Origin of the sequence: Pseudomonas sp. GXM4 (assembly GCF_008923895.1) — a bacterium.
GTDB classification, from domain to species: Bacteria; Pseudomonadota; Gammaproteobacteria; order Pseudomonadales; family Pseudomonadaceae; genus Aquipseudomonas; species Aquipseudomonas atacamensis.
The window spans coordinates 1-23962 of sequence record NZ_WBRZ01000055.1; the positions used below are offsets into that span (position 1 = coordinate 1).

Sequence of the window (23962 nt, forward strand, 5' to 3'; positions counted from 1 at the left end):
GCTCGCCGGGACAACCTAAAAGCTACCCGGAAACCCCGGACGCTCGATTCACCGAAAACCCCTCGTTTCCCCCCGCGCCCTGATCGCGGCGGAGACGAACTTCAAACCAATGATTCGAGGGGAAACACTCATGTTGCGTGCAGCACTCGCTGGGCTGGTCCTGGCTTCATTCACCTTGTCGGCCTCGGCCGAAACCATCCGCATCGCCATCGGCACCCAGGACACCACTATCAATTGCGCCGCCGGTGGCCTGTTGATCCGTCAACTCGGTCTGCTGGAAAAATACCTGCCCCACGATGGCGCCTACAAAGACGCGAAGTACGACGTGCAGTGGAAAAACTTCACCAGTGGCGCGCCGCTGACCAACGAGATGGTCGCCGGCAAGCTCGACTTTGGCGCCATGGCCGATTTCCCCGGTGCGTTCAACGGCGTGGCATTCGAAACGGCGGGCAAGCACAGCCTGTTCATCAGCGTGCTGTCGGGCAGCATCAAGGGCAGCGGCAACGGCATCGTCGTGCCGAGCGCTTCGTCGGTGCAAAGCCTGAGCGAACTCAAGGGCAAGACCATTTCGGTGCCGTTCGCCTCGACGGCTCACGGCATGTTGCTGCGCGCCGTGGCAGAGCAGGGCTGGGACCCGCTCAAGGATGTCAACATCATCGCCCAGCCACCGGAAGTCGCCGGCTCGGCATTGCAGGCCGGCAAGATCGACGCCCACGCCGATTTCGTACCGTTCGCCGAGCTGTTCCCGAGCCGTGGTTTCGCCCGCAAGATCTATGACGGCGCCCAGGCCAACGCGCCGACTTTCCATGGCGCACTGGTCGATCAGGCCTACGCGAAAAAGTATCCGGAAATCGTCGTCGCCTATCTGCGTGCGAGCATCGAAGCCAACCAACTGCTCGCCGCCGAACCGGAGAAGTACAGCGAACTGATCGCCAAGGTCACCGGCGTCGATGCCGAGGTCAACTACCTGTTCCACGGCCCGTTGGGCGTGCAGACCCGCGACCTGAGCTGGAAACCTGAATACCGCCAGGCTGTGGGTACTGCCATCGATACCTTGAAACTGCTGAAGAAAGCCGATCGCGGGCTCGACCTGAACAGCTTCATCGACGACCAGTACATCCGCGCCGCGTTCAAGGCTTCGAACCTCGATTACATCGCGCAACTGGCCAACTACGCGCAGACGCCGTTGCCGGGTGTGGATGCGGCGACGGGCAAAGCCATCACCGATGTCAGCCATGTCGCGGAGATCTGGGTGCGTGGCGAGGAAAAAGTCCGCCGTTACGGCTCGGCTGAAGCGGCGTTCACCGCGTTGGCAGGGTTGAAGCAGGAGGGCAAGAACATTCGTGCGGTGTATGCGCAGGCCAGTGACAGCGGGATCAAGTTGCTCGCTGAACAGGCGTGGTTTGCCAGCGACGCCAAGGGCCGCCTCAGCGCATTTCTGCTCAAGGGCCAGGCCCAGCAATACGCTGCGGGGCAGGGTGGCAAGGTGTTCGACTTCAGCGATGCCACTGCGCAGGTTGTTGCTGCGCGCTGAAGATCAAAAGCCCCTCACCCTAACCCTCTCCCGGAGGGAGAGGGGACTGACCGAGTTGTTGGTGAGAGATACGCCGAAGTGAAGTACCGAGTCGAACTCAGGTCGTGAAAGGCACGCAAATCGGCTCCCTTTCCCCCTCGCCCCCCCTGGGGGAGAGGGCTGGGGTGAGGGGGTAAATCTCGGCCATCACACAGTACCCGAACTGGAAACCGGACTATGAAAACACCGTTGCGCTGGACATCAAGAGCCGCCTCACTGCTGCTCTGCCTGCTCTTCTGGCAACTCGCCGCCAGCCATCACTGGAACCTCGGCCTGGTCACCTTTGCCAACGTGCCGACGCCACTGGCGGTGATCGAAGCCGCGCTGGGCCTGGGCGACTCGGGCAAACTCTGGCAGCACCTGGGCAGCAGCCTCGGCCGCGTCTTCGCCGGTTACGTGGCGGCGTTGATCATCGGCATCGCCCTGGGCCTGGCCATCGGCCGGTCGAAATGGGCCGAAGACATTCTGCTGCCACCACTGGAGGTCCTGCGCCCGATCCCCGCCGTGGCGTGGATTCCGCTGGCGATCCTGATGTTTCCATCCTCGGAATTGTCGATGGTCTTTATCACCTTCACCGGCGCGCTGTTCCCGATCCTGCTCAACACCGTGCACGGCGTCGAAGGCGTCGATCCACGCCTGATCGCCTCGGCAAAAAGCCTCGGGGCAGGGCGCCGGGCGATTCTGCTGGAGGTGATTCTGCCGGGCGCTGCGCCGAGCATCATTACCGGCCTGGCGATCGGCATGGGCACGTCGTGGTTCTGCCTGGTGACGGCGGAAATGATCTCCGGGCAGTTCGGTATCGGTTACTACACCTGGGAGTCCTACACCATTCAGAACTACGCCGACATTGTCGTCGGCATGCTCCTGATCGGCGTGTTGGGCATGGGCAGCAGTTGGCTGATCAAACGCCTGGGCGGCTTGTTCACGCCTTGGCATCGACCGCGAGGCAAAGCCTGATGAGCGTGATGCAAACCCCGGAAGGGCGGATCGACATTCGCCAGTTGTCCATCGTCCTCGGCCAGGGCCGCGAGGCTTTCGAAGCGGTGCAGGGCCTCGATTGCCAGATCGAACCCGGGCAGTTCGTGTGCATTCTCGGCCCGTCCGGTTGCGGCAAGTCGACCTTGCTCGGCGCCCTGGCCGGACACTTGAGTGCCAGTACCGGCAGCTTGAAAGTCGACGGCAGCGCGGTGACCGGCCCGTCGCCGCAGCGCGGCATGGTGTTTCAGCACCACACGCTGTTCCCGTGGCGTACGGTGCGCGACAACGTCGCCTTCGGCCTGAAGATGCGCGGCGTCGGCAAGGCTGAGCGGCATCGCGCGGCTGATGAAATCCTCAAACTGGTCGGCCTCGAAGGCTTTGCCGAGCGCTGGCCTGATCAGCTTTCCGGTGGCATGCAGCAGCGGGTGGAGATCGCCCGGGTGCTGGTCAATCGCCCGCGCCTGTTGCTGATGGACGAGCCGTTCGGCGCGCTGGATGCGCTGACCCGCTTGAACATGCAGGAACTATTGCTGGACATCTGGACGCGCATCCGCACCACGGTGGTTTTCGTCACCCACGACATTGACGAGGCGCTGTTTCTCGCCGACCGCTTGCTGGTAATGAGCGCGCGACCAGGGCGAATCATCGAAGACTTGCGTCTGGACTTTCCACGCCCGCGTACCAGTGAACTGGTCACCAGCCCCGAGTTCGCTCGCCTCAAGCGCCATTGCCTCGACCTGCTGCGTCACGACAACGACCGACCGCTGCCGCGCCTCAATCCGCTCGGCCTGCCTCCTGAAAACCCTTTGCCGCGATTTGCCCTATGACCTCTATTTTTGCTGTGACCGACAACGAAGACATCCTCGCCCTGCAACCGCGCCTGACGGCCGAAGACGCTGGCGTGCGGCGCATTGCCCTGATTGATCTGGCCGATCTGGAGGAACCGGATGGTTTGCTCTGGCTGGTTGATCGACTCCGGCAGGATCCCGCCGAGGACGTTCGCGCTGAAGCCGCACGATTGCTCGAAGCTTGGGAGGATGAAGCGGTCGTGCAAGCCTTGTGCGAAGCGCTGACGGATCCGGCGCCCGCCGTGCAATCGGCGGCGGCGCAAAGCCTGAGCCTGCTCAAGACTGCAGCGGCGGGGCGGGTCATTCTGCCGTGGACCGCACATGCCGATGTCAGTGTGCGCATCGCCGCCTTTCGGGCGTTACGCGAATTGCGCTTCGCCGAGGCCGCGCCGGCTGCCGTCGCCGCGTTGGAGGACACCGATGCCAATGTCCGTCGCGAAGCGGTCGGTGTGCTCGGCTGGCTCAAACAGCTCGACGCGCTGCCAGCCCTGGCGCGCCTGGCCAGCGACGACCCGGACACCGAAGTGCGCCGCGCCGCGACGGGTGCCCTCGGTCTGGCGAGCGACGCCGAAGTATTGCCAGCGTTGCGCCAGGCTTTGCGCGACCCTGCCTGGCAAGTGCGCGAAGAAGCTGCGACCACGCTGGGCAAGGTTGGCCACAGCGACGCCGGCCCGGCCTTGGTCGAAGCGCTGAGCGATGATTACTGGCAAGTGCGCCTGCGCGCCACTCGCAGCCTCGGTCGCTTGCGCTTCGTCCCGGCGCTGGACGCGCTGATCGACACCCTCGGCCACCGCATCAGCAATCTGCGCAAGGAAGCAGCGCTGGCCCTCGGTGAATTGAACGATCGCGGCGCCGTGGCCGCGTTACAGGCAGCGCAGGACGACGGCGACCCGGAAGTGCGCAAAGCCGTGCGCATCGCGTTGAGTCAGTTGCAATGAATCCGCTGGCGGTGGGCAACTCGCAGAGTGCACGCACGCTGCGCCTGAGCTGGCCGGACGGGCGCGAATCATTGCTCAGGCATGCCGATCTGCGTCGGCAATGCCAATGCTCGCAATGCCGCGCATTTCGCCTGCGCGGCGTCACGCCGCTGGTGGATGAGCGCGTGCGCCTGATCGAGGTCAATCCGCAGGGGTATGGTGTGCAACTGGTGTTCAGCGATGGCCATCAACGCGGGATTTACCCGTGGGAGTACCTGGCGCAACTGGCTTCCTGACCTTATCCGATGATCGTTCCCACGCTCCGCGTGGGAATGCAGCCCGTGACGCTCCGCGTCACTGGACGCGGAGCGTCCCTTGAGGCATTCCCACGCAGAGCGTGGGAACGATCAGATCGCAGCCTTCGGCAGCTCCCTGCGTCGGCTCGCGCCGACTGGCGGTTCTTGTCAGGCATTTCCCATAGGAGTACAAATGTACTCCATGACGAACCTGACTCCCCGCCGTACCGCCATTCTGACCTTTATCCGCGATCGCATCGCCGAGCACGGTCAGCCCCCAAGCCTCGCTGAAATCAGCGAGGCTTTTGGTTTTGCCTCGCGCAGCGTGGCGCGCAAGCATGTGCTGGCGCTCACCGAAGCCGGTTTCATTGAGGTTAATCCGCATCAGGCCCGGGGCATTCGCCTGCTCGGTCAGCCACCGCGTCCGGAATTGCTGGAGATCCCCGTACTTGGTCGTGTTGCCGCCGGCGCACCGATTGGCGCCGATGCCGATATCCATAACCGTTTGCTGCTCGACCCGGCGCTGTTCTCCCGCACCCCGGATTACATGCTGCGGGTGCAGGGCGACTCGATGATCGAAGACGGCATTCTCGATGGCGATCTGGTCGGTGTGCGGCGCAATCCCGAGGCGCTGAACGGCCAGATCGTCGTTGCGCGTCTGGACGGTGAAGTCACCATCAAACGCTTCGAACGGGTCGGGGATGAAGTGCGCCTGCTGCCGCGTAACCCGGCGTACAAACCGATTGTCGTGCGTGATGATCAGGATCTGGCCATCGAAGGCGTGTTCTGTGGTCTGGTGAGGCAAGGCTGATGGGCGCCGTCGTTGCGTTGGATACGCTGTTCAATGGCGGCCAGGTCTGGCGCGGCAGGCCTGCGCCACCGGCGGCAAGTCCGCAGCCGACCGGGCATGCGGGACTGGACGCAGCTCTGCCCAGCGGCGGCTGGCCGGAAGCGGCGCTGAGCGAAATCCTTCTCGCCGGCCCCGGTGTCGGCGAGCTGCAGCTGGTCTGGCCAACCCTGGCGCGATTGTCCGCGGCCGGTGAGCGCATCGTGCTGGTGGCGCCGCCGTTCGTGCCGTACCCGCAGGCTTGGGCCAATGCCGGAGTCGATCTGCGCCAGTTGTCGGTGATTCAGGCCAGCGAACGCGATGCCTTGTGGGCGGCGGAGCAATGCCTGCGCTCGGGCAGTTGCGGCGCGGTGCTGTGCTGGCCGAACAAGGCCGATGACCGAGCCTTGCGGCGTTTGCAGGTAGCGGCGGAAACCGGCCAGACCCTGGCCTTTGCCTGGCGCCCGTTGAGCGAAGCGGTCAACCCGTCACCGGCAGCGTTACGGATTGCCATCGATGCCAAACCGGCGCAGCTACGCGTACTCAAATGCCGTGGCGGGCTGGCGCGTGCGACTCCGATTGCCTTTGCCGTGGGGCACTGATTGTCATGCGCTGGGTATGTATCCTGTTTCCGCAATTGGCCCTCGACGCCGTGCTGCGTCAGCGGCCCGACCCTGAAGAGCCGCTGGTCCTGCTCAGCGGCCCGGCCCAGCGGCGGGTGCTGCAAGCGGTTAATCCGGCGGCACGCAAACTGGGCCTGCGTCCTGGCATGTCGATGACCGCCGCGCAAGCCATGAGCAAAGGCTTTGCCACCGCCGATTACGAGGTGGCCGAGGTCGAGCACTGGCAGCAGTTTCTCGCCGCATGGGCCTATCGTTTCAGCGCGCAAGTCAGCGTGCATTACCCGCGTACCGTGGTGTTCGAGATTGAATCCAGCCTGGGCCTGTTCGGTACCTGGCCGCAATTTGAAGCTCGCCTGCGCCAGGAGTTGAAAGATCTGGGCTTTCGTCATCGCATCGTCGCCGCGCCGAACCCGGTGGCTGCGCGAGTGCTGGCCAATGCCTACGATGGCTTGGTGGTGCCGGACGGTGAGGCTTTGCAGCATCATCTCGGGCAATTGCCTGTTGATCGTGTGGGGCTGGAGCCGAATGTCGCCACGGCGTTGTCGCGCATGGGCCTGCGCAATCTCAGTCAGGTGCAAAGCCTGCCACGCCAGGCACTGGCCCGGCGTTTCGAAGCGCAGATGCTCAAGCACCTCGACACGCTGTTCGGCGCACGTCCTCTGGCGCTGGCGTTTTATCTGCCGCCCGACCGTTTCGATATCCGCATCGAACTGAATTTCGACGTGCAATCCCATCAAGCCTTGCTGTTCCCGTTACGGCGCTTGACCGGCGATTTGTCGGCGTTCCTCTGCGGGCGCGACAGCGGTGTGCAGCGCTTCGATTTGCTTCTGGAACACGCCGGGCTGCCGGACACAGTGATCAAGGTCGGCCTGCTCAGCGCCGAGCGTGACGCGGCGATGCTCTTCGAACTGGCCCGTGGCCGGCTGGAACAAGTCCAGGTGGAGGCACCGGTGCGTGGTTTTCGCTTGCGCGCCGAAGACCTGCCGAGTTTCGTTCCGCAGTATCAGGAGCTGTTCGACGACCGCCCGCAGCAGACCTTGCCCTGGGAGCAATTGCGCGAACGTCTGCGCGCACGGCTGGGTGATGACGCGGTGCAGGGGCTGCGCTTTCAGGCCGATCATCGCCCTGAGTGCGCGTGGCAGAGCGCCGTCGACAAGCAGCCTTGCACGGGGTTGCCCAGCGTGCAGCGTCCGGGCTGGCTGCTCAACGAACCGCAAAGCGTGCCGGAAGGTTCGGCGCGGATTCTCATGGGGCCGGAGCGCATCGAATCCGGTTGGTGGGACGGTGGCGACGTGCGGCGTGATTATTACCTGATCCAGAACCGCGCCGGTCAGCAGGGTTGGGCCTGGCGGGCGGTGGGTGAGGGCGGTCCGCTGTGGCTGCAAGGCTGGTTCGCATGAGTGCCGATTACGCCGAACTGCATTGCCTGTCGAACTTCAGTTTCCAGCGCGGAGCCTCGAGCGCACTGGAACTGTTTCAGCGGGCGAAAAAGCACGGCTATCAGGCGCTGGCGATCACCGACGAATGTACCCTGGCCGGGATCGTTCGTGCGTGGCAAGCGGCGAAGTCCGTTGAGTTGCCGTTGATCATCGGCAGCGAGATACGCATCGACAACGGCCCGAAACTGGTGCTGCTGGTGGAAAACCTTGCTGGTTATCAGGCCTTGTGCGGCTTGATCACCCAGGCTCGGCGGCGTACGCAGAAAGGCCAGTATCAGGTGCTGCGGGAAGACTTCGCCGAAGCGCTGCCGGGTTTGCTGGTGTTGTGGGTGCCGGATTCTGTGGATGACCGGGAAGAAGGGCGCTGGCTGAAACAAACCTTCGGCGACCGCCTGTGGCTCACGGTGCAACTGCATCGCGGGCAGAACGATCAGCAGCGACTATCGGCATTGTTGGCCCTGGCGGCTGAGTTGCAGATTCCAGCCGTGGCCAGCGGCGATGTGCACATGCACGCCCGGGGGCGCCGTGCCTTGCAGGACACCATGACCGCGATCCGTCATCACGTCCCCGTGGCCGAAGCGGGACTGCGCCTGCACCCCAATGGCGAGCGGCATTTGCGTTGCCTCGATGAGCTGCGCGCCCTGTATCCGCCGGACTTGCTCGAAGCGTCGCTAAAACTGGCCAGCCGCTGCACCTTCGATCTGAGCGAGCTGCGCTATCAGTACCCGAAAGAGCTGGTGCCCGAGGGGCACAGTGCCAGTTCATGGTTGCGCCATCTGACCGAGGAGGGCATTGCCTGGCGCTGGCCGAAAGGGCCTCAGGCCAAGGTGCTCAAGCAGATCGATGACGAGCTGCAATTGATCGCCGAGCTCGGCTACGAAAGCTATTTCCTCACCGTGCACGACGTGGTGCGCTTTGCCCGCACACAGAAAATCCTCTGTCAGGGCCGTGGTTCGGCAGCCAACTCGGCGGTGTGTTATGCCTTGGGCATCACCGAAATCGACCCGGAGCGCACCACGCTATTGTTCGAACGTTTCATGTCCAAAGAGCGCAACGAGCCGCCGGACATCGATGTCGATTTCGAGCACGAGCGCCGCGAAGAAGTCCTGCAATACGTGTTCAACCGTTACGGCCGGCGTCGTGCGGCGCTGACGGCGGTGGTCAGCACCTATCACGCCACCGGTGCCGTGCGCGATGTGGCCAAGGCCCTCGGCCTGCCGCCGGATCAGATCAACGCGCTGGCCGACTGCTGCGGGCGCTGGAGCGATGAGACGCCGCCGCTGGAACGTTTGCGTGAAGGCGGCTTCGACCCGGATAGTCCGGTGCTGCGCCGGGTGCTGAGCCTGACCGGGCAACTGATCGGCTTCCCCCGGCATCTGTCGCAGCATCCCGGCGGTTTTGTGATTTCCGAGCAGCCGCTGGACACCTTGGTGCCGGTCGAAAACGCGGCGATGGCCGACCGCACCATCATTCAGTGGGACAAGGACGACCTCGATGCGGTCGGCCTGCTCAAGGTGGATATCCTCGCCTTGGGCATGCTCAGCGCGATTCGCCGCTGCTTCGACCTGCTGCGCCGGCATCGTGATCTGAACCTGACGCTCGCGACGATCCCCGCCGAAGACAAACCGACCTACGAAATGATCAGCCGCGCCGATACCGTCGGCGTGTTCCAGATCGAGTCGCGGGCGCAGATGTCGATGCTGCCGCGCCTGAAGCCAAAGACCTTCTACGATCTGGTGATTGAAGTGGCGATTGTCCGGCCCGGGCCGATTCAGGGCGGCATGGTTCATCCGTATCTGCGCCGACGTAATAATGAAGAGGCGGAAACCTATCCGTCGCCGGCGCTCGAAGTCGTACTCAAAAAAACCCTGGGCGTGCCGTTGTTCCAGGAACAGGTCATGCAGATCGCCATCGTCGCTGCCGACTATAGCCCCGGCGAGGCCGATCAGTTGCGCCGCTCGATGGCAGCTTGGAAACGCCATGGCGGACTGGAGCCGCACAAGGAACGCCTCGCCGCCGGCATGAAAAAGAACGGCTACACACCCGAATTCGCTGCGCAGATCTTCGAGCAGATCAAGGGCTTCGGCAGTTACGGCTTCCCCGAATCCCACGCCGCCAGTTTCGCCTTGCTGACCTACGCCAGTTGCTGGCTCAAGTGTCACGAGCCAGCGGCCTTCGCCTGTGCACTGATCAACAGTTGGCCGATGGGCTTTTACAGCCCGGACCAGATTCTGCAGGACGCGCGGCGGCACCAATTGCAGATCCGTCCGGTGGACGTGCGCGCCAGTGACTGGGATTGCAGCCTCGAGCCGCTGAGTGCCGGGCAACCGGCGATTCGCATGGGCCTGCGCATGATCAAGGGGTTTCGCGAAGAAGATGCCCGGCGCATCGAAGCCGCGCGCCGCCACGGGGCGTTTGCCGATGTTGCCGATTTGGGCGAGCGCGCCGCCCTCGACAGTCGTGCGCAGGCCTTGCTGGCAGACTCCGGGGCCTTGCGCGGTCTGGCCGGGCATCGCCATCGTGCGCGTTGGGAAGTGGCCGGGGTGCAGAAACAACTCGGCCTGTTCGCCGGTTTGCCCAACGAGGAAGAAGTCAAAATTGTCTTGCCCAAACCCAGCGTTGGCGAAGACTTGCATGCTGATTACGCCACGGTGGGGACGACGCTGGGGCCGCACCCGTTGGCATTGTTGCGTGGCGAGTTGCAGGCCCGGCGCTGCCGCAGCTCGCGCGAATTGATGGATATCGAACATGGCCGGCCGGTCAGCGTGGCCGGGCTGGTCACCGGCCGACAGCGACCCGGTACGGCCAGCGGGGTGACGTTCGTGACCCTGGAAGACGAGTTCGGCAACGTCAACGTGGTGGTCTGGCGTGACCTGGCCGAGCGTCAGCGCCAAGTGCTGGTGGGGTCGCAATTGCTCAAGGTCGACGGCCGCTGGGAACGCGAAGGCGATGTGCGTCACTTGATCGCCGGGCGCATGAGCGACCTGAGCCCGCTGCTCAATGGCATTCATGTGCAGAGCCGCGATTTCCACTGACCCGTGTGGGAGCGAGCCTGCTCGCGAAAGCGCAGTGTCAGGCGATGACGATGTTGAATGTACCGCCGCCTTCGCGAGCAAGCTCGCTCCCACAGGGATTTTGGTTGCGATGAAGATGGTCGATCTGCCCCGTATCAGTGTGGCAGCGAGCCTGCTCGCGAAAGCGCAGTCTCAGGCAATGACAATGTTGACTGTGCCGCCGCCTTCGCGAGCAGGCCCGCTCCCACAGGTTTTGGCTGTTTATTCAAAATCGAGATAAATCAAAAGGCTGCACCTTTGGGCCGAAGGCAGATATTCTGCGCTTCACACTGGTACGGGAACCCGATCAACTCCATGGCGAGCCACTGCCAGGATGAATTGCCCGACGCCAAAGGAGTGTTCGAATGAGCGAAAAAAAGCTGGAAACCACGGTCGACCGCGTCTACCAAGGGGTTTACGCGGCGATCAGCAAGCGTTCGTTGCGCCCGGGCATGAAGCTGGGCGAGGCCTCGCTGGCCGAGCTGTTCAATGTCAGTCGCACCTCGGTGCGTGCTGCGCTCAAGCAGTTGGAAGCCGATGGTCTGGTCACCACCGAGCCCAACAAAGGCGCTTCGGTGTCGCTGCCCAGTGACGCAGAGCTGCGTTCGTTGTTCGAAACCCGGCGGCTGATCGAGATCGGCATCGTCACCGAACTGTGCCGGCGTAAAGACAGCGTTGCCATGCAGGACCTGCGCGAGCACTTGTTACTGGAAGATGCCGCGCATGCTGCCGGCGACCATGAACGACTGATCCATCTGCTCGGCGAGTTCCACCTCAAACTGGCGCGCAGCCTGAACAATCCGGTACTGCTCGACTGGTTCCAGAAGCTGATCTCGCGGGCCTCGCTATATGCCGCCGCGCTCGATGATGACAGTCATCAAGCCTGCCGCGACGATGAACACCTGCGTTTGCTCGAGTACATCGAAGCCGGCGATCAGAGCGCCGCGATCGAACTGACCTGTACGCACCTCAACGGAATCGAGAAGGCGATCCTCGACGTCGCGGCGAAAATGAAAACCGGCTATCACCCACTCAAGCACTTGATTGGCGTCTGAATGGCTCTGCGTCGCAAATCAGCTATACCTGCGATGAAACCAATGCGTTTTCACAGCCTCGAAACACACGGGCGTCGCGTCGTTGTAGCGTTGCGATAGATCGGAAAACCGCAAAAAAGGACACTGAGTCAGGCGATGCAGTTTTTATCCGAAAGCCACGGCTGTGAAGGCTGGAAAGGCGAAATGGCCGAACGCATCCGTGCGTTCGACTGGAGCCACACCGAACTGGGCGCGCTCGCCCAATGGCCGGCCAGCCTGTGCAATACCGTGCAACTGATGCTGGCTTCGCCGCTGCCGATGGTGATGCTGTGGGGGCACGCCGGCTACATGATCTACAACGACGCTTATTCCGAATTCGCCGGCGGCCGCCACCCCTATCTGCTTGGCGTCCCGGTTGAGCTGGGCTGGCCGGAAGTCGCCGAGTTCAACCGTCACGTTGTTGACACCTGTCTGGCCGGTGGCACCTTGTCCTATCGCAACAAAGAGCTGGTATTGCTGCGCGACGGCGTGCCCGAAGACGTCTGGATGGACTTGTATTACAGCCCGGTGGCCAACGACGAAGGCGTGCCCGGCGGCGTCATGGCGATGGTGGTCGAAACCACCGAACTGGTGCATTCCGAGCGCCTGCGTCAGGCGGCCGAAGATGCCTATCGCGCCGACAACGAGCGCGTGCGTCTGGCGCTGAATGCCGGCGCACTGCTTGGCTCGTTTGTCTGGGACATCAAGAACAATCGCTTCTCCGCTGACGAACGTTTCGCCCGCACCTTTTCCTATCCGCCGGATCAGGACCTGAGCGATCTGCAACAAGAGATCGCCGAATCGCGCATTCATCCCGACGACCACCAATGGGTCCAGGAGCGGGTCGCCCATTGTGTGCGCACTGGCGAGCCCTACAACGCCGAGTACCGTGTACAGCGCGGCGATGGCCAATATCTGTGGGTGCTGGCCAGTGGTGCCTGCGAGTTCGATGAAGACGGAAGGCCGTTTCGCTTCCCCGGCGTGCTGATCGATATTCATGAGCGCAAGAATGCTGAAGAGTCGCTGCTCAAATTCACCCGTAACCTCGAACAGCGCGTGGCCGCTGAGGTGAATGCGCGGCTGGCGGCTGAAGAACAACTTCGCCAGTCGCAGAAACTCGAAGCCATTGGCGGCCTGACCGGTGGCGTTGCCCATGACTTCAACAATCTGCTGCAAGTCATCGCCGGCAACCTGCATCTGCTCGCTCGGCACGAGCCCAACAATGCCAACGTGCAGCGCCGGGTCGGGGCTTCGCTGGCGGCGGTCGAGCGCGGGGCCAAACTGTCTTCACAATTGCTCGCGTTTGCCCGGCGGCAACCGCTTTCACCCGCCGTGTGCAACCCCGAACAGATTTTCGAAGGCGTCGGCGAGTTGCTGCAACGCGCCTTGGGCGAAACCATTCAGATCGACGTGCAGTTGCCGCCGCAGCCGTGGCATATCAATGTCGACCGCAACCAACTGGAAAACGCGATTCTCAATCTGGCGATCAACGCCCGCGACGCGATGAAGGGCGAGGGCGTCATCGGCCTCAGTGCCGCCAATGTCTGCCTGGACAGCGAATACTGCGCCGGCAAGGGCATAGCGGCCGGTGAGTATGTTCGCGTGGCGGTCACCGACACCGGCGTGGGTATTGCCCCACAAATGCTGGAACAGGTCTTCGAACCGTTCTTCACCACCAAGGCCGACGGCCAGGGCACCGGGCTCGGTTTGAGCATGGTGTTCGGCTTCGTCAAACAGAGTGGCGGCCACGTCGAGATCGACAGCAAGCTCGGCGAAGGCACGCGGGTGCAGTTGTATTTCCCGCGCAGTCTGCGTCCGGTTCGCGAAGAGACCGCCAGTGTCGGCGAACGCAAGAGCGGCGGCCACGAAACCATTCTGGTGGTGGAAGACAATGACGCGGTGCGCGCTTCGGCGGTGGAGTTGCTGCGCGAGGAAGGCTATCGGGTGATGACCGCGTGCAATGGCGACCTGGCCATGCAGATGTTGCTGGAAGGCATCGAGATCGATCTGATCTTCACCGACGTGGTCATGCCCGGACTGATCAAGAGCTCCGATCTCGCTGCCTGGGCCAAGGTGCAGACGCCGCCGGTGCCGGTGCTGTTCACTTCCGGGCATACCCGCGACATCATTTCCCGCGACCACCAGCTTAGCCCCGATACCCATTTGCTCGGCAAACCCTACAGCCCGCAAGCTTTGCTGCAGATGATTTGCGAGGTGCTCGGCACCTGAAGCCGAGCGCTGCCCCGGTTTTTCAAAAAAGGCAGGCCGATGATTTCCAAGCGCAATTCCAAAGCACCCGCCGGCATGGTTCGTGTGCGCGGCGCCCGCGAACATAACCTGAAGAACGTTGATGTCGATATTCCGCGTGATGCGCTGGTGGTGTTCACCGGCGTCTCGGGTTCGGGCAAGTCGTCGCTGGCGTTTTCCACGCTGTATGCCGAGGCCCAGCGGCGGTATTTCGAATCGGTGGCGCCGTACGCGCGGCGGCTGATCGATCAGGTCGGCGTGCCGGATGTCGATTCCATCGAAGGACTGCCGCCCGCCGTCGCTTTGCAACAGCAGCGCGGCACGCCGAGCGCGCGTTCGTCGGTGGGCAGCGTGACGACGTTGTCGAGCCTGATCCGCATGCTCTATTCCCGCGCCGGCAGTTATCCGCCGGGGCAGCCGATGCTGTATGCCGAAGACTTTTCACCGAACACACCCCAGGGCGCCTGCCCGGAGTGTCACGGACTTGGCCGCGTCTATGAAGTGACCGAAGCGCTGATGGTGCCGGACCCGAACCTGACCATCCGCCAGCGCGCCGTGGCGTCGTGGCCCTTGGCGTGGCAGGGGCAGAACCTGCGCGACATCCTCGTGACCATGGGCATTGATGTCGATATTCCGTGGAAGACACTGCCGAAAAAGCAGCGCGACTGGATTCTCTTCACTGAGGAAACGCCGACGGTGCCGGTGTACGCCGGGCTGACCCCGGAAGAAACCCGCGTCGCCCTCAAACGCAAAATGGAACCGAGTTATCAGGGCACCTTCACTGGCGCGCGGCGCTACATCCTGCACACCTTCACTCACTCGCAAAGTGCGCTGATGAAGAAGCGTGTTTCACAGTTCATGCGCGGCAGCCCGTGCCCGTTGTGCGAGGGCAAACGGCTCAAGCGCGAGGCGTTGTCGGTGACCTTTGCCGGCTACGACATTGGCGAGTTGTCGCAGATGCCGTTGCTGCAAGTGGCCGAAGTGCTGCGGCCTGTAGCAGCAGCAAATTATCTGGAACAGGCCGAGGAGAGCGGCGACACCCTCAGCCATGCGCAAACCCGCGAGGCGCGTCAGCAGCGGGTCGCCCATGGCGCCAGCGGGCATGCCAGCGCACCGGACGTGCGCCACACGCCGAACCTGTCGCTGGAAAAACGCTTGGCGGCGCAACGCATTGCTGAGGATTTGCTGGAGCGGGTCAGCACCCTGACCGATCTCGGGCTGGGGTATCTGGCGCTGGAACGCAGTACACCGACGCTGTCGTCTGGCGAGTTGCAGCGTTTGCGCCTGGCCACGCAATTGGGTTCGCAGCTGTTCGGGGTGATTTATGTCCTGGACGAACCGTCTGCCGGTCTGCATCCGGCGGATGGCGAGGCGTTGTTCGAGGCGTTGCAGCGCTTGAAGGCTGAAGGCAACACGCTGTTTGTGGTCGAGCACGATGTCGAAACCATGCGCCGTGCCGACTGGCTGATCGACGTCGGCCCGGCGGCGGGCGAAAAGGGCGGCCGCGTGTTGTACAGCGGTCCGCCTGCGGGACTTGCTGATATTGCAGACTCGCAGACCCGCGCTTATCTATTCGCGGAAAACCAGCGCCCTGAGCGCGCCGCACGCAAGCCGAGCGTGTGGCTGAAGCTCGACGGCGTCACCCGCAACAACCTGAATAATCTCAGCGCCGAATTCCCCTTGGGCTGCTTCACCTCGGTGACCGGCGTATCGGGTTCTGGCAAATCGAGTCTGGTCAGTCAGGCCTTGCTGGAACTGGTCGGCGCGCAGTTGGGCCGTCCAGTGGCCGAGGCCGAGTCGGAAGAACCGAGTCTGGAAGATGACACGCCGCCGCCCAGCACCGGGCAGATCAGCGCCGGCCTGGAGTCGATCAAACGCCTGGTGCAGGTTGATCAGAAACCCATCGGACGCACGCCGCGCTCCAATCTGGCGACTTACACCGGTTTGTTCGACAACGTGCGCAAGCTGTTCGCCGCGACACCTGAGGCACAAGCGGCGGGCTATGACGCCGGGCAGTTTTCCTTCAACGTCGCCAAGGGCCGTTGCGCTACTTGCGAGGGTGAGGGGTTCGTCAGTGTGGAATTGCTGTTCATGCCCAGCGTGTATGCGCCGTGCCCGACCTGTCATGGCGCGCGGTATAACCCGCAGACGCTGGCGATTCTCTGGCAGGGCTTGAGCATCGCTCAGGTGCTGCAACTGACTGTCGATGAGGCGGTGTCCGTGTTTGCCGAGCAGGCAGGGATTCGTCGTTCGCTGGAAGTGCTGCGCGATATCGGCCTGGGTTATCTGCGCCTGGGACAACCGGCCACGGAGCTCTCCGGCGGTGAGGCGCAGCGGATCAAACTGGCGACCGAATTGCAGCGCAACCAGCGTGGCGCGACCTTGTATGTGTTGGATGAACCGACTACTGGATTGCATTCGCGAGATGTCGATCGACTGCTCGAGCAGCTGGATACGCTGGTGACGGCGGGGCACACGGTGATTGTGGTCGAACACGAAATGCGTGTCGTCGCGCAGAGCGACTGGGTGATCGACATCGGCCCAGGAGCCGGCGATCAGGGCGGCAGGATTGTCGCCGCCGGCACACCGCAGAAAGTCGCCACCAGCAAGAAGAGCAAGACTGCGCCGTTTCTGGCTCGGGCTTTGAGCCGATGACTGCAGCGCCTTGCTGGCCGCCATCGCTGGCAAGCCAGCTCCCACAGGAATTGAAGTTGTTGCCGAAAGTGTGCGCACACTGATGCCCCCTGTGGGAGCTGACTTGCCAGCGATGACGCCAGTTCAGGCGCCATCCAGCGTGCGGCGGACCTTGTCGAGCAGTTCGCTGATCTGGAACGGTTTGACCAGCATGTCCATGCCGGTGCCGAGGAAGACCTGGCGGTTGAGCGCGGTTTCGGCGTAGCCGGTCATGAACAGGATCGGCAGCCCCTCGTGCCAGCCACGGGCAACATCCGCCAGTTCACGGCCGCTCATGCGCGGCAAGCCGACGTCGGTCAACAGCAGGTCGATCGACGGGTCGTTCTGCAAGCGCTCCAGCGCCGATTCGATATCCGCCGCTTGCGTGCAGCGATAGCCGGCGTCTTCCAGCACTTCGGTAACGAACAAGCGCACCGTGGCCATGTCCTCGACGATCAGCACATGCTCGCCACTGCCTTTGGCGTCAGGCACCGGCACAGGCGCGTCGGCCCCGGTCGGGTCGTTGGTGCCGGGCAGCATGATGGTCACTTCGGTGCCACGCCGGGCGACGCTACGAATGTGCGCGTCACCGCCGGACTGACGGGCAAAGCCGTAAATCGTCGACAGACCAAGCCCGGTGCCCTGGCCCAGCGGCTTGGTAGTGAAGAACGGCTCGAACACCTTGTCGATCACGTTGTGTTCAATGCCGGTGCCGTCGTCGCGTACCGACAGCGCCACGTACGCGCCATCGGCCAGATTCGGATCGCCATGGGAATAAGCGGCGTAAGTATTGACCCAGATATTGCCGCCGGAGGGCAGGGCATCGCGGGCGTTGATCACCAGGTTGAGCACGGCGCTTTCCAGCTGTACCGGGTCGACCAGCGCAATCGCCGGTTTGTTGGTCAGTTCCAGCTTGAGGGTGATGCGCTCGCCGATGGTGCGCACCAGCAATTCTTCCAGCGAGCGGACATGCTCGTTGATGTCCACCGGGCGCGTATCCAGTGGCTGCTGACGGGCAAATGCCAGCAGACGATGGGTCAGCGAGGCCGCGCTCATCGCTGAATTCAGCGCTGCTTCGGTATAGAACTGCACCTTGTCCAGACGCTCATCGGCCACGCGTTTCTGGATCAGTTCCAGGCTGGTGATGATCCCGGTGAGCAGGTTGTTGAAGTCGTGGGCGATACCGCCGGTGAGCTTGCCCAGCGCATCCATTTTCTGCACTTGCAGCAATTGCGCTTCGGCGTGCACGCGCTCGGCGACTTCCTTGGCCAGCTGCGTGGTGGTGTCATCCAGTCGCGCCAGATGCGAGCGCTCGCGGTGGCGGTGTTCGGTGACGTCCTCGACGAACACCAGGCTCAGCTCTGGCGTGCGATACGGCGAAATCTGCCATTGCGTCTCGCGAATCTCGCCCTGCACGCGCATGTTCAGCGTGCCTTTCCAGCGCTCGCCGTCGACCAGGCGCAGACGCAGTTCATCGAGGATCGAGCATTGATCTTCGGCGAAGCATTCACGCAGCGCCTGCGGATCGCGGTTATCGACGATCAATTGGGCGAATGCGTGATTGCACTCATGCACTTTCAGATTGGCATCGAGCACCGCGATCGGCGCCGAGACGTTAGCGAAGATCTCGCGGAAACGCGCCTCGCTTTCGCGCAGGGCATTTTCCGTGTCGCGCACCCGCAGCAGGGTACGCAGCGTCGCCAAGAGCACATCGGGGTCGACCGGGTGAATCAGATAGGCATCGGCGCCCGCGTTGAGGCCGGTGATGATGTCGCCGGTCTGGATCGACGCCGCTGACACATGAATCACCGGCAGCAGCGCGGTGCCCGGGTCGGCGCGCAACAAGCGGACGATGTCGAAACCGCTCATGTCCGGCAGGTTGACGTCGAGGATCAACGCATCGAGGGCTTCGCTCTCGATCAGGGCCAGGCCGTCGCTGCCGGTGCCGGCTTCGAGCACTGTGTAGCCGTGGCGCTCCAGGCGCCGACGCAGTGCGTAACGGGTGGCGACGTTGTCATCGACGATCAACAGGCGGATGTCACGATTCATCGACGTTCTCCAGAGCGATTGCCAGCGGGATGATGACAAAGAACGTCGAGCCCACGCCCGGCGTACTGTCTACCCCGACTTCACCGCCGAGCAGGGCGGCAAAACGCTTGCATAGTGACAGACCCAGACCGGTGCCGCGCAGACGTTTCTGCAATGGCGAATCGACTTGGGAGAAGTCTTCGAACAGCGTGTCATGCAACTCGGCCGCGATGCCGATGCCGGTGTCGCTGACGGCAAAGCGCACCTTGTCTTCACCTTCCAGTCGCGCCGACACGCGAACTTCGCCACGGGTGGTGAATTTCAGCGAGTTGGAAATGAAGTTGCGCAGGATCTGCCCGAGCTTCTTGTCATCGGTATACAGGCGCGGCAGACCCAGCGGCTCTTCGAAGATCAGATCCACCGCCGAAGCATCGACGATTGGCCGGAACATCCCGCGCAGGGCCGAAAACAGGTCGAACATGTCGAACCAGGCTGGCGAGATACTGATGCGCCCGGCTTCGATCTTCGCCAGATCGAGCAGGTCATCAACCATGTCGCTGAGCTCGCGGGCAGCGGTGCTGACGAAGGCTACCTGCTTGTGCTGTTCAGGGCTGAGCGGGCCGTCCAGTTCGTCAGCGAGCAGACTGTTGATGCTCAGGATCGAGCCCAATGGCGTACGAAATTCGTGGCTCATGTACGACAGGAAACGGCTCTTGAGATCCGATGCCTGACGCAGTTCTTCAGCCTGGGTGTCGAGCTCGGCGTACAGCGCCAGCACGCCCTGGTTGGTTTCATCGAGCTCTTCGCGCAGGGCAGTGGTTTCGCGCTGCAACTGAGCGATGAGCGCCGCCTGTTCGGCATGGCTCAAGGTAGTCGATTCAGCCATGGGCGGCCTCCAGAGCAACGACCAGTACCGTCACGTCATCGCGACCACGACAGAAGTCGCGGTGCAGGACGCTGGCTATCACGGACGGATGGCGATGCACCAGGCCGGGGTAGTCTTTGAGATTCCAACGGGACTGTAAGCCGTCGCTGTACATGATCAATAAATGTCCGTTCACGTGAGCATAGTCAAAGGGTTTGGCTTTACGGTACTGGCCGCCAACGATGCCGGGGTGCGAGGCCAGCCCGCGTGACTTTGCCGGGTCCAGCAAGCTGGCGCCAATGTTACCGACACCGGCGAACGTCAGGCCATCGCGCTGGCTGTCGAACTGCGCGAAAGCGACGGCGCCGCCGCGGGTGCCGAGCATTTCCTGATGCAGGTCTTCCATCAATACCACTGGATCGGCAAACGGTGCCCGGGCGAATGCCTGCGCCCCGGCCAGGCCTGCGCGCTCGGCGTCTTCGCCATGACCGAGGCCATCGACCACCAGCGCGCTGATCCGCGAGCCTTCATACGTCAGATGCCAGACATCGCCGCAGGCTGGATCGGTATGCAGCGAATGCTGGCTGACGCCGAAGCGGATATCGGCCTGACGATCGCTGCGCGGAAAAATTCGCGCCAGCAACACCGCGCCACGGTGGTCTGCGTAGACATCGAAGACATTGGTCTGCCGCGATACGGCGCCGAGGCCGATGCCTTGTGTGCCGCCAGTGGAAAAGCCATCCGCCAGACAGGCATCCAGATCAAAGCCCTGCGCCCGATCCACGGTCTGCATTTCGATGCCGAAACCGTTATCCGGACGAGTCAGCACACGCAGATGAAACTCGCCGCGCTGGGCATGCTTGAGCACGTTGCTTGCCAGTTCCGTCGCGACCAGTGCCACGCGGCCGGCATCGTTTTCGTCGAAGCCATGCTGCTCGGCGAGTTTCTGCGCGGTGCGCCGGGCGTGGCCGATCTGGCTGCTGTCCTCGATCGGCAGAACCTGGGTCAACGACCCGGTGATATTCATGTCCATCGTGTGATCGTAATGCGCGTGCCTTTGCCGGGCTCAGTGTCGAGTTCGAATTCATTGACCAGACGTTTGGCGCCGGTCAGGCCGAGGCCTAGTCCGCTGCCGGAAGTCCAGCCGTCGGTCATCGCCAGTTTGATGTCGGGGATGCCCGGGCCTTCGTCGCGGAAGGTGATGCGCAAACCGACCCGGCCGTTTTCCTCGAGGATCTGCCAATCCATGTCGCCGCCGCCGCCATAGACCATGGTGTTACGCGCCAGCTCGCTGACGGCGGTGACCAGTTTGGTCAGGTCGATCAGGCGCATGCCGCATTCGGTGGCGAGCTTGCGCGTGGTCTGGCGGGCCAGTACCACGTCCTGTTCGATCAGGATGGGTTGAGTACCACTGCTGCGCACGGTCATTGCAGGCGTACTCGATCCTGCAGCAGTTTCATTCCGCGTTCGACGTTGAGGGCGGTGCTGACGCCCGGCAAGGTCATGCCCAGCTCAACGAGCGTGATCGCCACGGCCGGCTGCATGCCGACCAGCACGGTTTCGGCGTCCATGATTTTCGACAACCCCGAGATGGTGCCGATCATGCGCCCGATGAACGAGTCGACCATGTCCAGCGCCGAGATGTCGATCAGCACCCCACGGGCCGAGGTCCGGCTGATGCGCTCGGACAGATCGTCCTGCAGGGTCATGGCGAGCTGGTCGTGCATGTCGACCTGAATGGTCACCAGCAGCAAATCGCCCATTTGAAGAATCGGAATACGTTCCATCGGCTCAGACCGCTTTGCCGAGGCTGATGCCCAGGCGAGTCAGGGCCAGTTTCAAGGCGTCGGCCAGGTTGGCCTTGGTCACAACGCCTTGCAGATCCAGACCGAGGTGAACGATGGTCTGGGCGATCTGCGGACGCACGCCGCTGATGATGCAATCAGCGCCCATCAGGCGAATCGCGGTCACGGTTTTCAGCAGGTGCTGGGCAACCAGGGTGTCGACGGTCGGCACGCCGGTGATGTCGATGATGGCGATCTCGGAACCGGTGTCGACGATGCGTTGCAGCAGCGATTCCATGACTACCTGGGTGCGTTGCGAATCGAGTGTGCCAATCATTGGCAGGGCGAGGACGCCATCCCACAGCTTGACCACCGGCGTCGACAGTTCCAGCAATTCTTCCTGCTGACGCTTGATCACCGCTTCACGGGATTTCTGGAAGGTGCCGATGGTGTGCATGCCGACCGTGTCGAGCAGTTCGGAAACTTCCAGCAGTTGCTCGGCGAGCAGTGCCGGCTGGTCCTGATAATGGTTTTGCAGCAGGGCGAACAGCGGACCTTTCAAGGCGAAGATGAAGTTGGCGGTTTGCTGGGAATCCTGGCCGAGCAGGGCGCGGCTCTGCGACAGCTTTTCAAGGAACTGACGGGTGTCTTCCCAGCCTGCGGCGGCAATCTTGCTGCCGTTGCCGTTTTCCAGACCGGCCAGCAGCAGGCCGAGCAAGTCGCGGGTTTGCTGAGCGAGGTCATGTTCCTTGAGGTTGCGCGTGGCGCCGCTGGCTTCGAGGCGTTTGGTCCATTCGCTCAGCAGTTGAGCCTGGTTGTTCCTGATTGCTTCAACTGTGCTGTTCTGCAGTGCTGCCATGTGCGTGTCGCTCCGTTACGTAATGGTGCCGGCTCAGTGAAATGACCGGCGCGAATTGACTGACATTTGCCGCTTGAAATAGTTGTTCATTAAGAAGCGAATTTTTCTGCCTGCCGCGTCGAAGGCCCCGGTAACTCTAGTCGGCGTGGCAACAGGCAGCGATCTTTTGAACGAATCTACGGCGTCAGGCTTCGAATCTGCATGCCCGACGTTTTCCAGTCGTGCTGGAAGAAGGAGGCAGGACTATGAATGAGGTGGATATGAGCGAGCAAGCGCCGCAACAGCAAAATCAGTCCTCAGAGTCAATTAACCGCAACGACCCGGCCATCGACCCGCAGACACCGGGACAAAATACCCCCGCGCCGGCTGAACAAGGACAGGCGGACAGCGCGGCTGCGGAGGTCGATCAGAAGCAGCATCACAATGACAACAGCAACGACTTCAGCCCTGGCTTCAAGCCTGACCCGGACCGTCCTGAACCGGGCGAGAGCACCGACGCCGATATCGACACCGATGGCGGTTGATCGCTGAAACGCAAAAAGGCCGCATCGAAGGATGCGGCCTTTTTATTGCCGGGCGGTTACTTGCTCGGATGTTTGGCTTGCAGCTCTTTGGCGTGGGCCAAGTGTTTTTCCAGCGCTGGCAGCATCTTCTGCGCGAACGCTTTCAGTTCAGTGGCGCCTTTGGCCTTGTCATCGGTCACGGTGTTTGCCTGTTTCTTGAACAGCTCGATGGTTTCTTCGTGAGCCTTGACCTGGTTGTTGGCGTAGGCCGCATCGAAGGATTCATCGCGCATGTCGAGAATTTTTTCCTTGGCCTGTTTGACCAGGGTGGTGGTGTCCGGGACTTCGATGTCGTTGGCCTTGGCAATTGCTGCCAGCTCATCGTTGGCCTTGCTGTGATCGGTGATCATCTGATTGGCAAAGGCTTTGATGTCAGCTGACTGGCTTTTTTCCAGCGCCAGGCGGCTGGTTTCGATTTCAGCGATGCCACCGGCGGCGGCGTTATCGACAAAGTCATTGTCGGTCGCGGCAAAGGCGCTGCCCATGCCGGCAGACAGTGCAACAGCCAGAGCGAGATGACGCAGGTTGAATCCGTCCATTGGGTATCTCCACGCAGGTTTTTGTGAGCGTTGTCCAATGGAGCGAAAGCACAAGCCAAAGGTTTTATCGCATTTACGACAGGGCGACGAACGGCAACCGCTGGTCTGACAGGGTGTCGACAGAAGCCATTGCGCAAGGCCATGCTGATAATGAGTCAGCGCATCGGTCGCGCTGGTTGTCGATCAATTTGATGGAGGTGTTTCATGCCGGTTTCACATGATCTGTATCAGGACCTGGGCTGCAAAAAGGAAGAGATCGAGCAAAAACGCTCCGAGGATGCGAAGCTGGATTCGCTGCTCAACAAGTATTTCGAGGTGGATGCTGAAGTGGTCGAGGCCGAGAACGCCCAGTCAGACGCCCCCAGTGATGACGAATTGAAGAAGCTCAAAGAGAAGCGCGTGATCGTCAAGGAGCAGATCGTCGCCCGGTTGGCCGGGCAGCCGCTGACCGGGCAATAATTACCTGACCCGTGGTCGCCATCCAAAGGGAACGGCGACCACCCACGGCACCTCCAATGTGCAGAGTCTGCAAACCATCGACTCGTTGCGAGGTGCCTCATGAACGATCCGAAATTCCCCAGTGAAGAGCAGGGCGGCTTCGACCCGATTCCGACCCGCCCTGAACCCAACAGCCCGGCGCATACCACAGCGCATCCGGAAAAAACCGTGAAAGAACTGCCGGAGGATGAAGATCCGGAGAAGTTCGACCGGTCCGGCAACTGACAGACCGCTATCGCTGGCAAGCCAGCTCCCACAGGTTCATCTGGTGAACACATAT

Annotated in this window: 22 protein-coding genes; 15 read left to right on the plus strand and 7 right to left on the minus strand. The window is 62.4% G+C overall.

Annotated features, from left to right (window positions below):
- Positions 1-109 precede the first annotated feature (109 nt).
- The 12 genes from F8N49_RS10110 to F8N49_RS10165 all read left to right on the plus strand — a co-directional run bounded on the left by F8N49_RS10110 (position 110) and on the right by F8N49_RS10165 (position 16528).
- Positions 110-1534 carry an ABC transporter substrate-binding protein gene (locus tag F8N49_RS10110; protein WP_178116953.1) on the plus strand — a complete coding sequence of 475 codons (1425 nt, stop codon included), beginning with the start codon at positions 110-112 and terminating at the stop codon, positions 1532-1534.
- 216 nt (positions 1535-1750) lie between these two features.
- Positions 1751-2530 (plus strand): ABC transporter permease, encoded by a 780-nt coding sequence (locus F8N49_RS10115; RefSeq protein ID WP_071172054.1) that lies wholly within the window; start codon positions 1751-1753, stop codon positions 2528-2530.
- Positions 2530-3378, plus strand: a complete 849-nt coding sequence (locus F8N49_RS10120) for an ABC transporter ATP-binding protein (protein WP_016774454.1) — start codon at positions 2530-2532, stop codon at positions 3376-3378. Before F8N49_RS10115 ends, F8N49_RS10120 begins: the two co-directional genes overlap by 1 nt.
- Complete coding sequence (locus F8N49_RS10125; RefSeq protein WP_071172055.1) at positions 3375-4337, plus strand: HEAT repeat domain-containing protein; 963 nt, start codon at positions 3375-3377, stop codon at positions 4335-4337. The genes F8N49_RS10120 and F8N49_RS10125 overlap by 4 nt, the downstream gene beginning before the upstream one ends.
- The gene (locus tag F8N49_RS10130) at positions 4334-4612 is read left to right on the plus strand and encodes a DUF971 domain-containing protein (RefSeq protein ID WP_071172056.1); all 279 of its coding nucleotides are present in this window, start codon (positions 4334-4336) and stop codon (positions 4610-4612) included. The genes F8N49_RS10125 and F8N49_RS10130 overlap by 4 nt, the downstream gene beginning before the upstream one ends.
- 193 nt (positions 4613-4805) lie before the next feature.
- Positions 4806-5423 (plus strand): transcriptional repressor LexA, encoded by a 618-nt coding sequence (gene lexA, locus F8N49_RS10135; protein ID WP_122751404.1) that lies wholly within the window; start codon positions 4806-4808, stop codon positions 5421-5423.
- Positions 5423-6040 (plus strand): translesion DNA synthesis-associated protein ImuA, encoded by a 618-nt coding sequence (gene imuA, locus F8N49_RS10140; protein WP_024012713.1) that lies wholly within the window; start codon positions 5423-5425, stop codon positions 6038-6040. Before lexA ends, imuA begins: the two co-directional genes overlap by 1 nt.
- Before the next feature lie 5 nt (positions 6041-6045).
- Positions 6046-7461 carry a DNA polymerase Y family protein gene (locus F8N49_RS10145; RefSeq protein ID WP_122610544.1) on the plus strand — a complete coding sequence of 472 codons (1416 nt, stop codon included), beginning with the start codon at positions 6046-6048 and terminating at the stop codon, positions 7459-7461.
- Positions 7458-10535, plus strand: a complete 3078-nt coding sequence (locus tag F8N49_RS10150; RefSeq protein WP_151551315.1) for an error-prone DNA polymerase — start codon at positions 7458-7460, stop codon at positions 10533-10535. Before F8N49_RS10145 ends, F8N49_RS10150 begins: the two co-directional genes overlap by 4 nt.
- 383 nt (positions 10536-10918) lie before the next feature.
- Positions 10919-11608, plus strand: a complete 690-nt coding sequence (locus tag F8N49_RS10155) for a GntR family transcriptional regulator (RefSeq protein WP_024012714.1) — start codon at positions 10919-10921, stop codon at positions 11606-11608.
- Between the two features lie 135 nt (positions 11609-11743).
- Complete coding sequence (locus F8N49_RS10160) at positions 11744-13855, plus strand: ATP-binding protein (RefSeq protein ID WP_071172060.1); 2112 nt, start codon at positions 11744-11746, stop codon at positions 13853-13855.
- 39 nt (positions 13856-13894) lie between these two features.
- Positions 13895-16528, plus strand: a complete 2634-nt coding sequence (locus F8N49_RS10165; protein ID WP_151551318.1) for an excinuclease ABC subunit UvrA — start codon at positions 13895-13897, stop codon at positions 16526-16528.
- Between the two features lie 123 nt (positions 16529-16651).
- Here the strand turns inward: F8N49_RS10165 and F8N49_RS10170 are convergent, their stop codons facing one another.
- Genes F8N49_RS10170 through F8N49_RS10195 form a run of 6 tightly spaced genes read right to left on the minus strand, consistent with a single transcriptional unit; the run spans position 16652 to position 22082 of the window.
- On the minus strand, positions 16652-18595 hold the full coding sequence (locus F8N49_RS10170; protein ID WP_122751408.1) for a response regulator: 1944 nt from the start codon (positions 18593-18595) through the stop codon (positions 16652-16654).
- A complete protein-coding gene (locus tag F8N49_RS10175; protein ID WP_024012718.1) occupies positions 18585-19460 on the minus strand; it encodes a sensor histidine kinase KdpD in 876 nt (291 codons plus the stop codon). Before F8N49_RS10175 ends, F8N49_RS10170 begins: the two co-directional genes overlap by 11 nt.
- Positions 19453-20466, minus strand: coding sequence for an ATP-binding protein (locus F8N49_RS10180; protein ID WP_151551325.1), 1014 nt, complete (start codon positions 20464-20466; stop codon positions 19453-19455). The genes F8N49_RS10175 and F8N49_RS10180 overlap by 8 nt, the downstream gene beginning before the upstream one ends.
- Positions 20463-20867, minus strand: coding sequence for an anti-sigma regulatory factor (locus F8N49_RS10185; protein ID WP_016774465.1), 405 nt, complete (start codon positions 20865-20867; stop codon positions 20463-20465). Before F8N49_RS10185 ends, F8N49_RS10180 begins: the two co-directional genes overlap by 4 nt.
- On the minus strand, positions 20864-21226 hold the full coding sequence (locus F8N49_RS10190; protein ID WP_016774466.1) for an STAS domain-containing protein: 363 nt from the start codon (positions 21224-21226) through the stop codon (positions 20864-20866). Before F8N49_RS10190 ends, F8N49_RS10185 begins: the two co-directional genes overlap by 4 nt.
- Positions 21227-21230: 4 nt before the next feature.
- Positions 21231-22082 carry an STAS domain-containing protein gene (locus F8N49_RS10195; RefSeq protein WP_122692734.1) on the minus strand — a complete coding sequence of 284 codons (852 nt, stop codon included), beginning with the start codon at positions 22080-22082 and terminating at the stop codon, positions 21231-21233.
- Positions 22083-22342: 260 nt separating this feature from the next.
- On the opposite strand from F8N49_RS10195, the gene F8N49_RS10200 reads away from it, so the two are divergent.
- Entirely contained in the window at positions 22343-22606 is a 264-nt protein-coding gene (locus F8N49_RS10200; RefSeq protein ID WP_151551322.1) for a hypothetical protein, read from the plus strand.
- A gap of 56 nt (positions 22607-22662) precedes the next feature.
- On the opposite strand, the gene F8N49_RS10205 is transcribed toward F8N49_RS10200, so the two are convergent.
- A complete protein-coding gene (locus F8N49_RS10205) occupies positions 22663-23184 on the minus strand; it encodes a DUF4142 domain-containing protein (RefSeq protein ID WP_016774469.1) in 522 nt (173 codons plus the stop codon).
- A 204-nt stretch (positions 23185-23388) separates the two neighbouring features.
- On the opposite strand from F8N49_RS10205, the gene F8N49_RS10210 reads away from it, so the two are divergent.
- Together F8N49_RS10210 and F8N49_RS27880 are read left to right on the plus strand one after the other, a co-directional pair.
- On the plus strand, positions 23389-23643 hold the full coding sequence (locus F8N49_RS10210) for a DUF465 domain-containing protein (RefSeq protein WP_016774470.1): 255 nt from the start codon (positions 23389-23391) through the stop codon (positions 23641-23643).
- 99 nt (positions 23644-23742) lie between these two features.
- Positions 23743-23907: a hypothetical protein gene (locus tag F8N49_RS27880; RefSeq protein WP_016774471.1), complete on the plus strand. Its 165-nt coding sequence runs from the start codon at positions 23743-23745 to the stop codon at positions 23905-23907.
- The last annotated feature ends 55 nt before the right edge of the window (positions 23908-23962 follow it).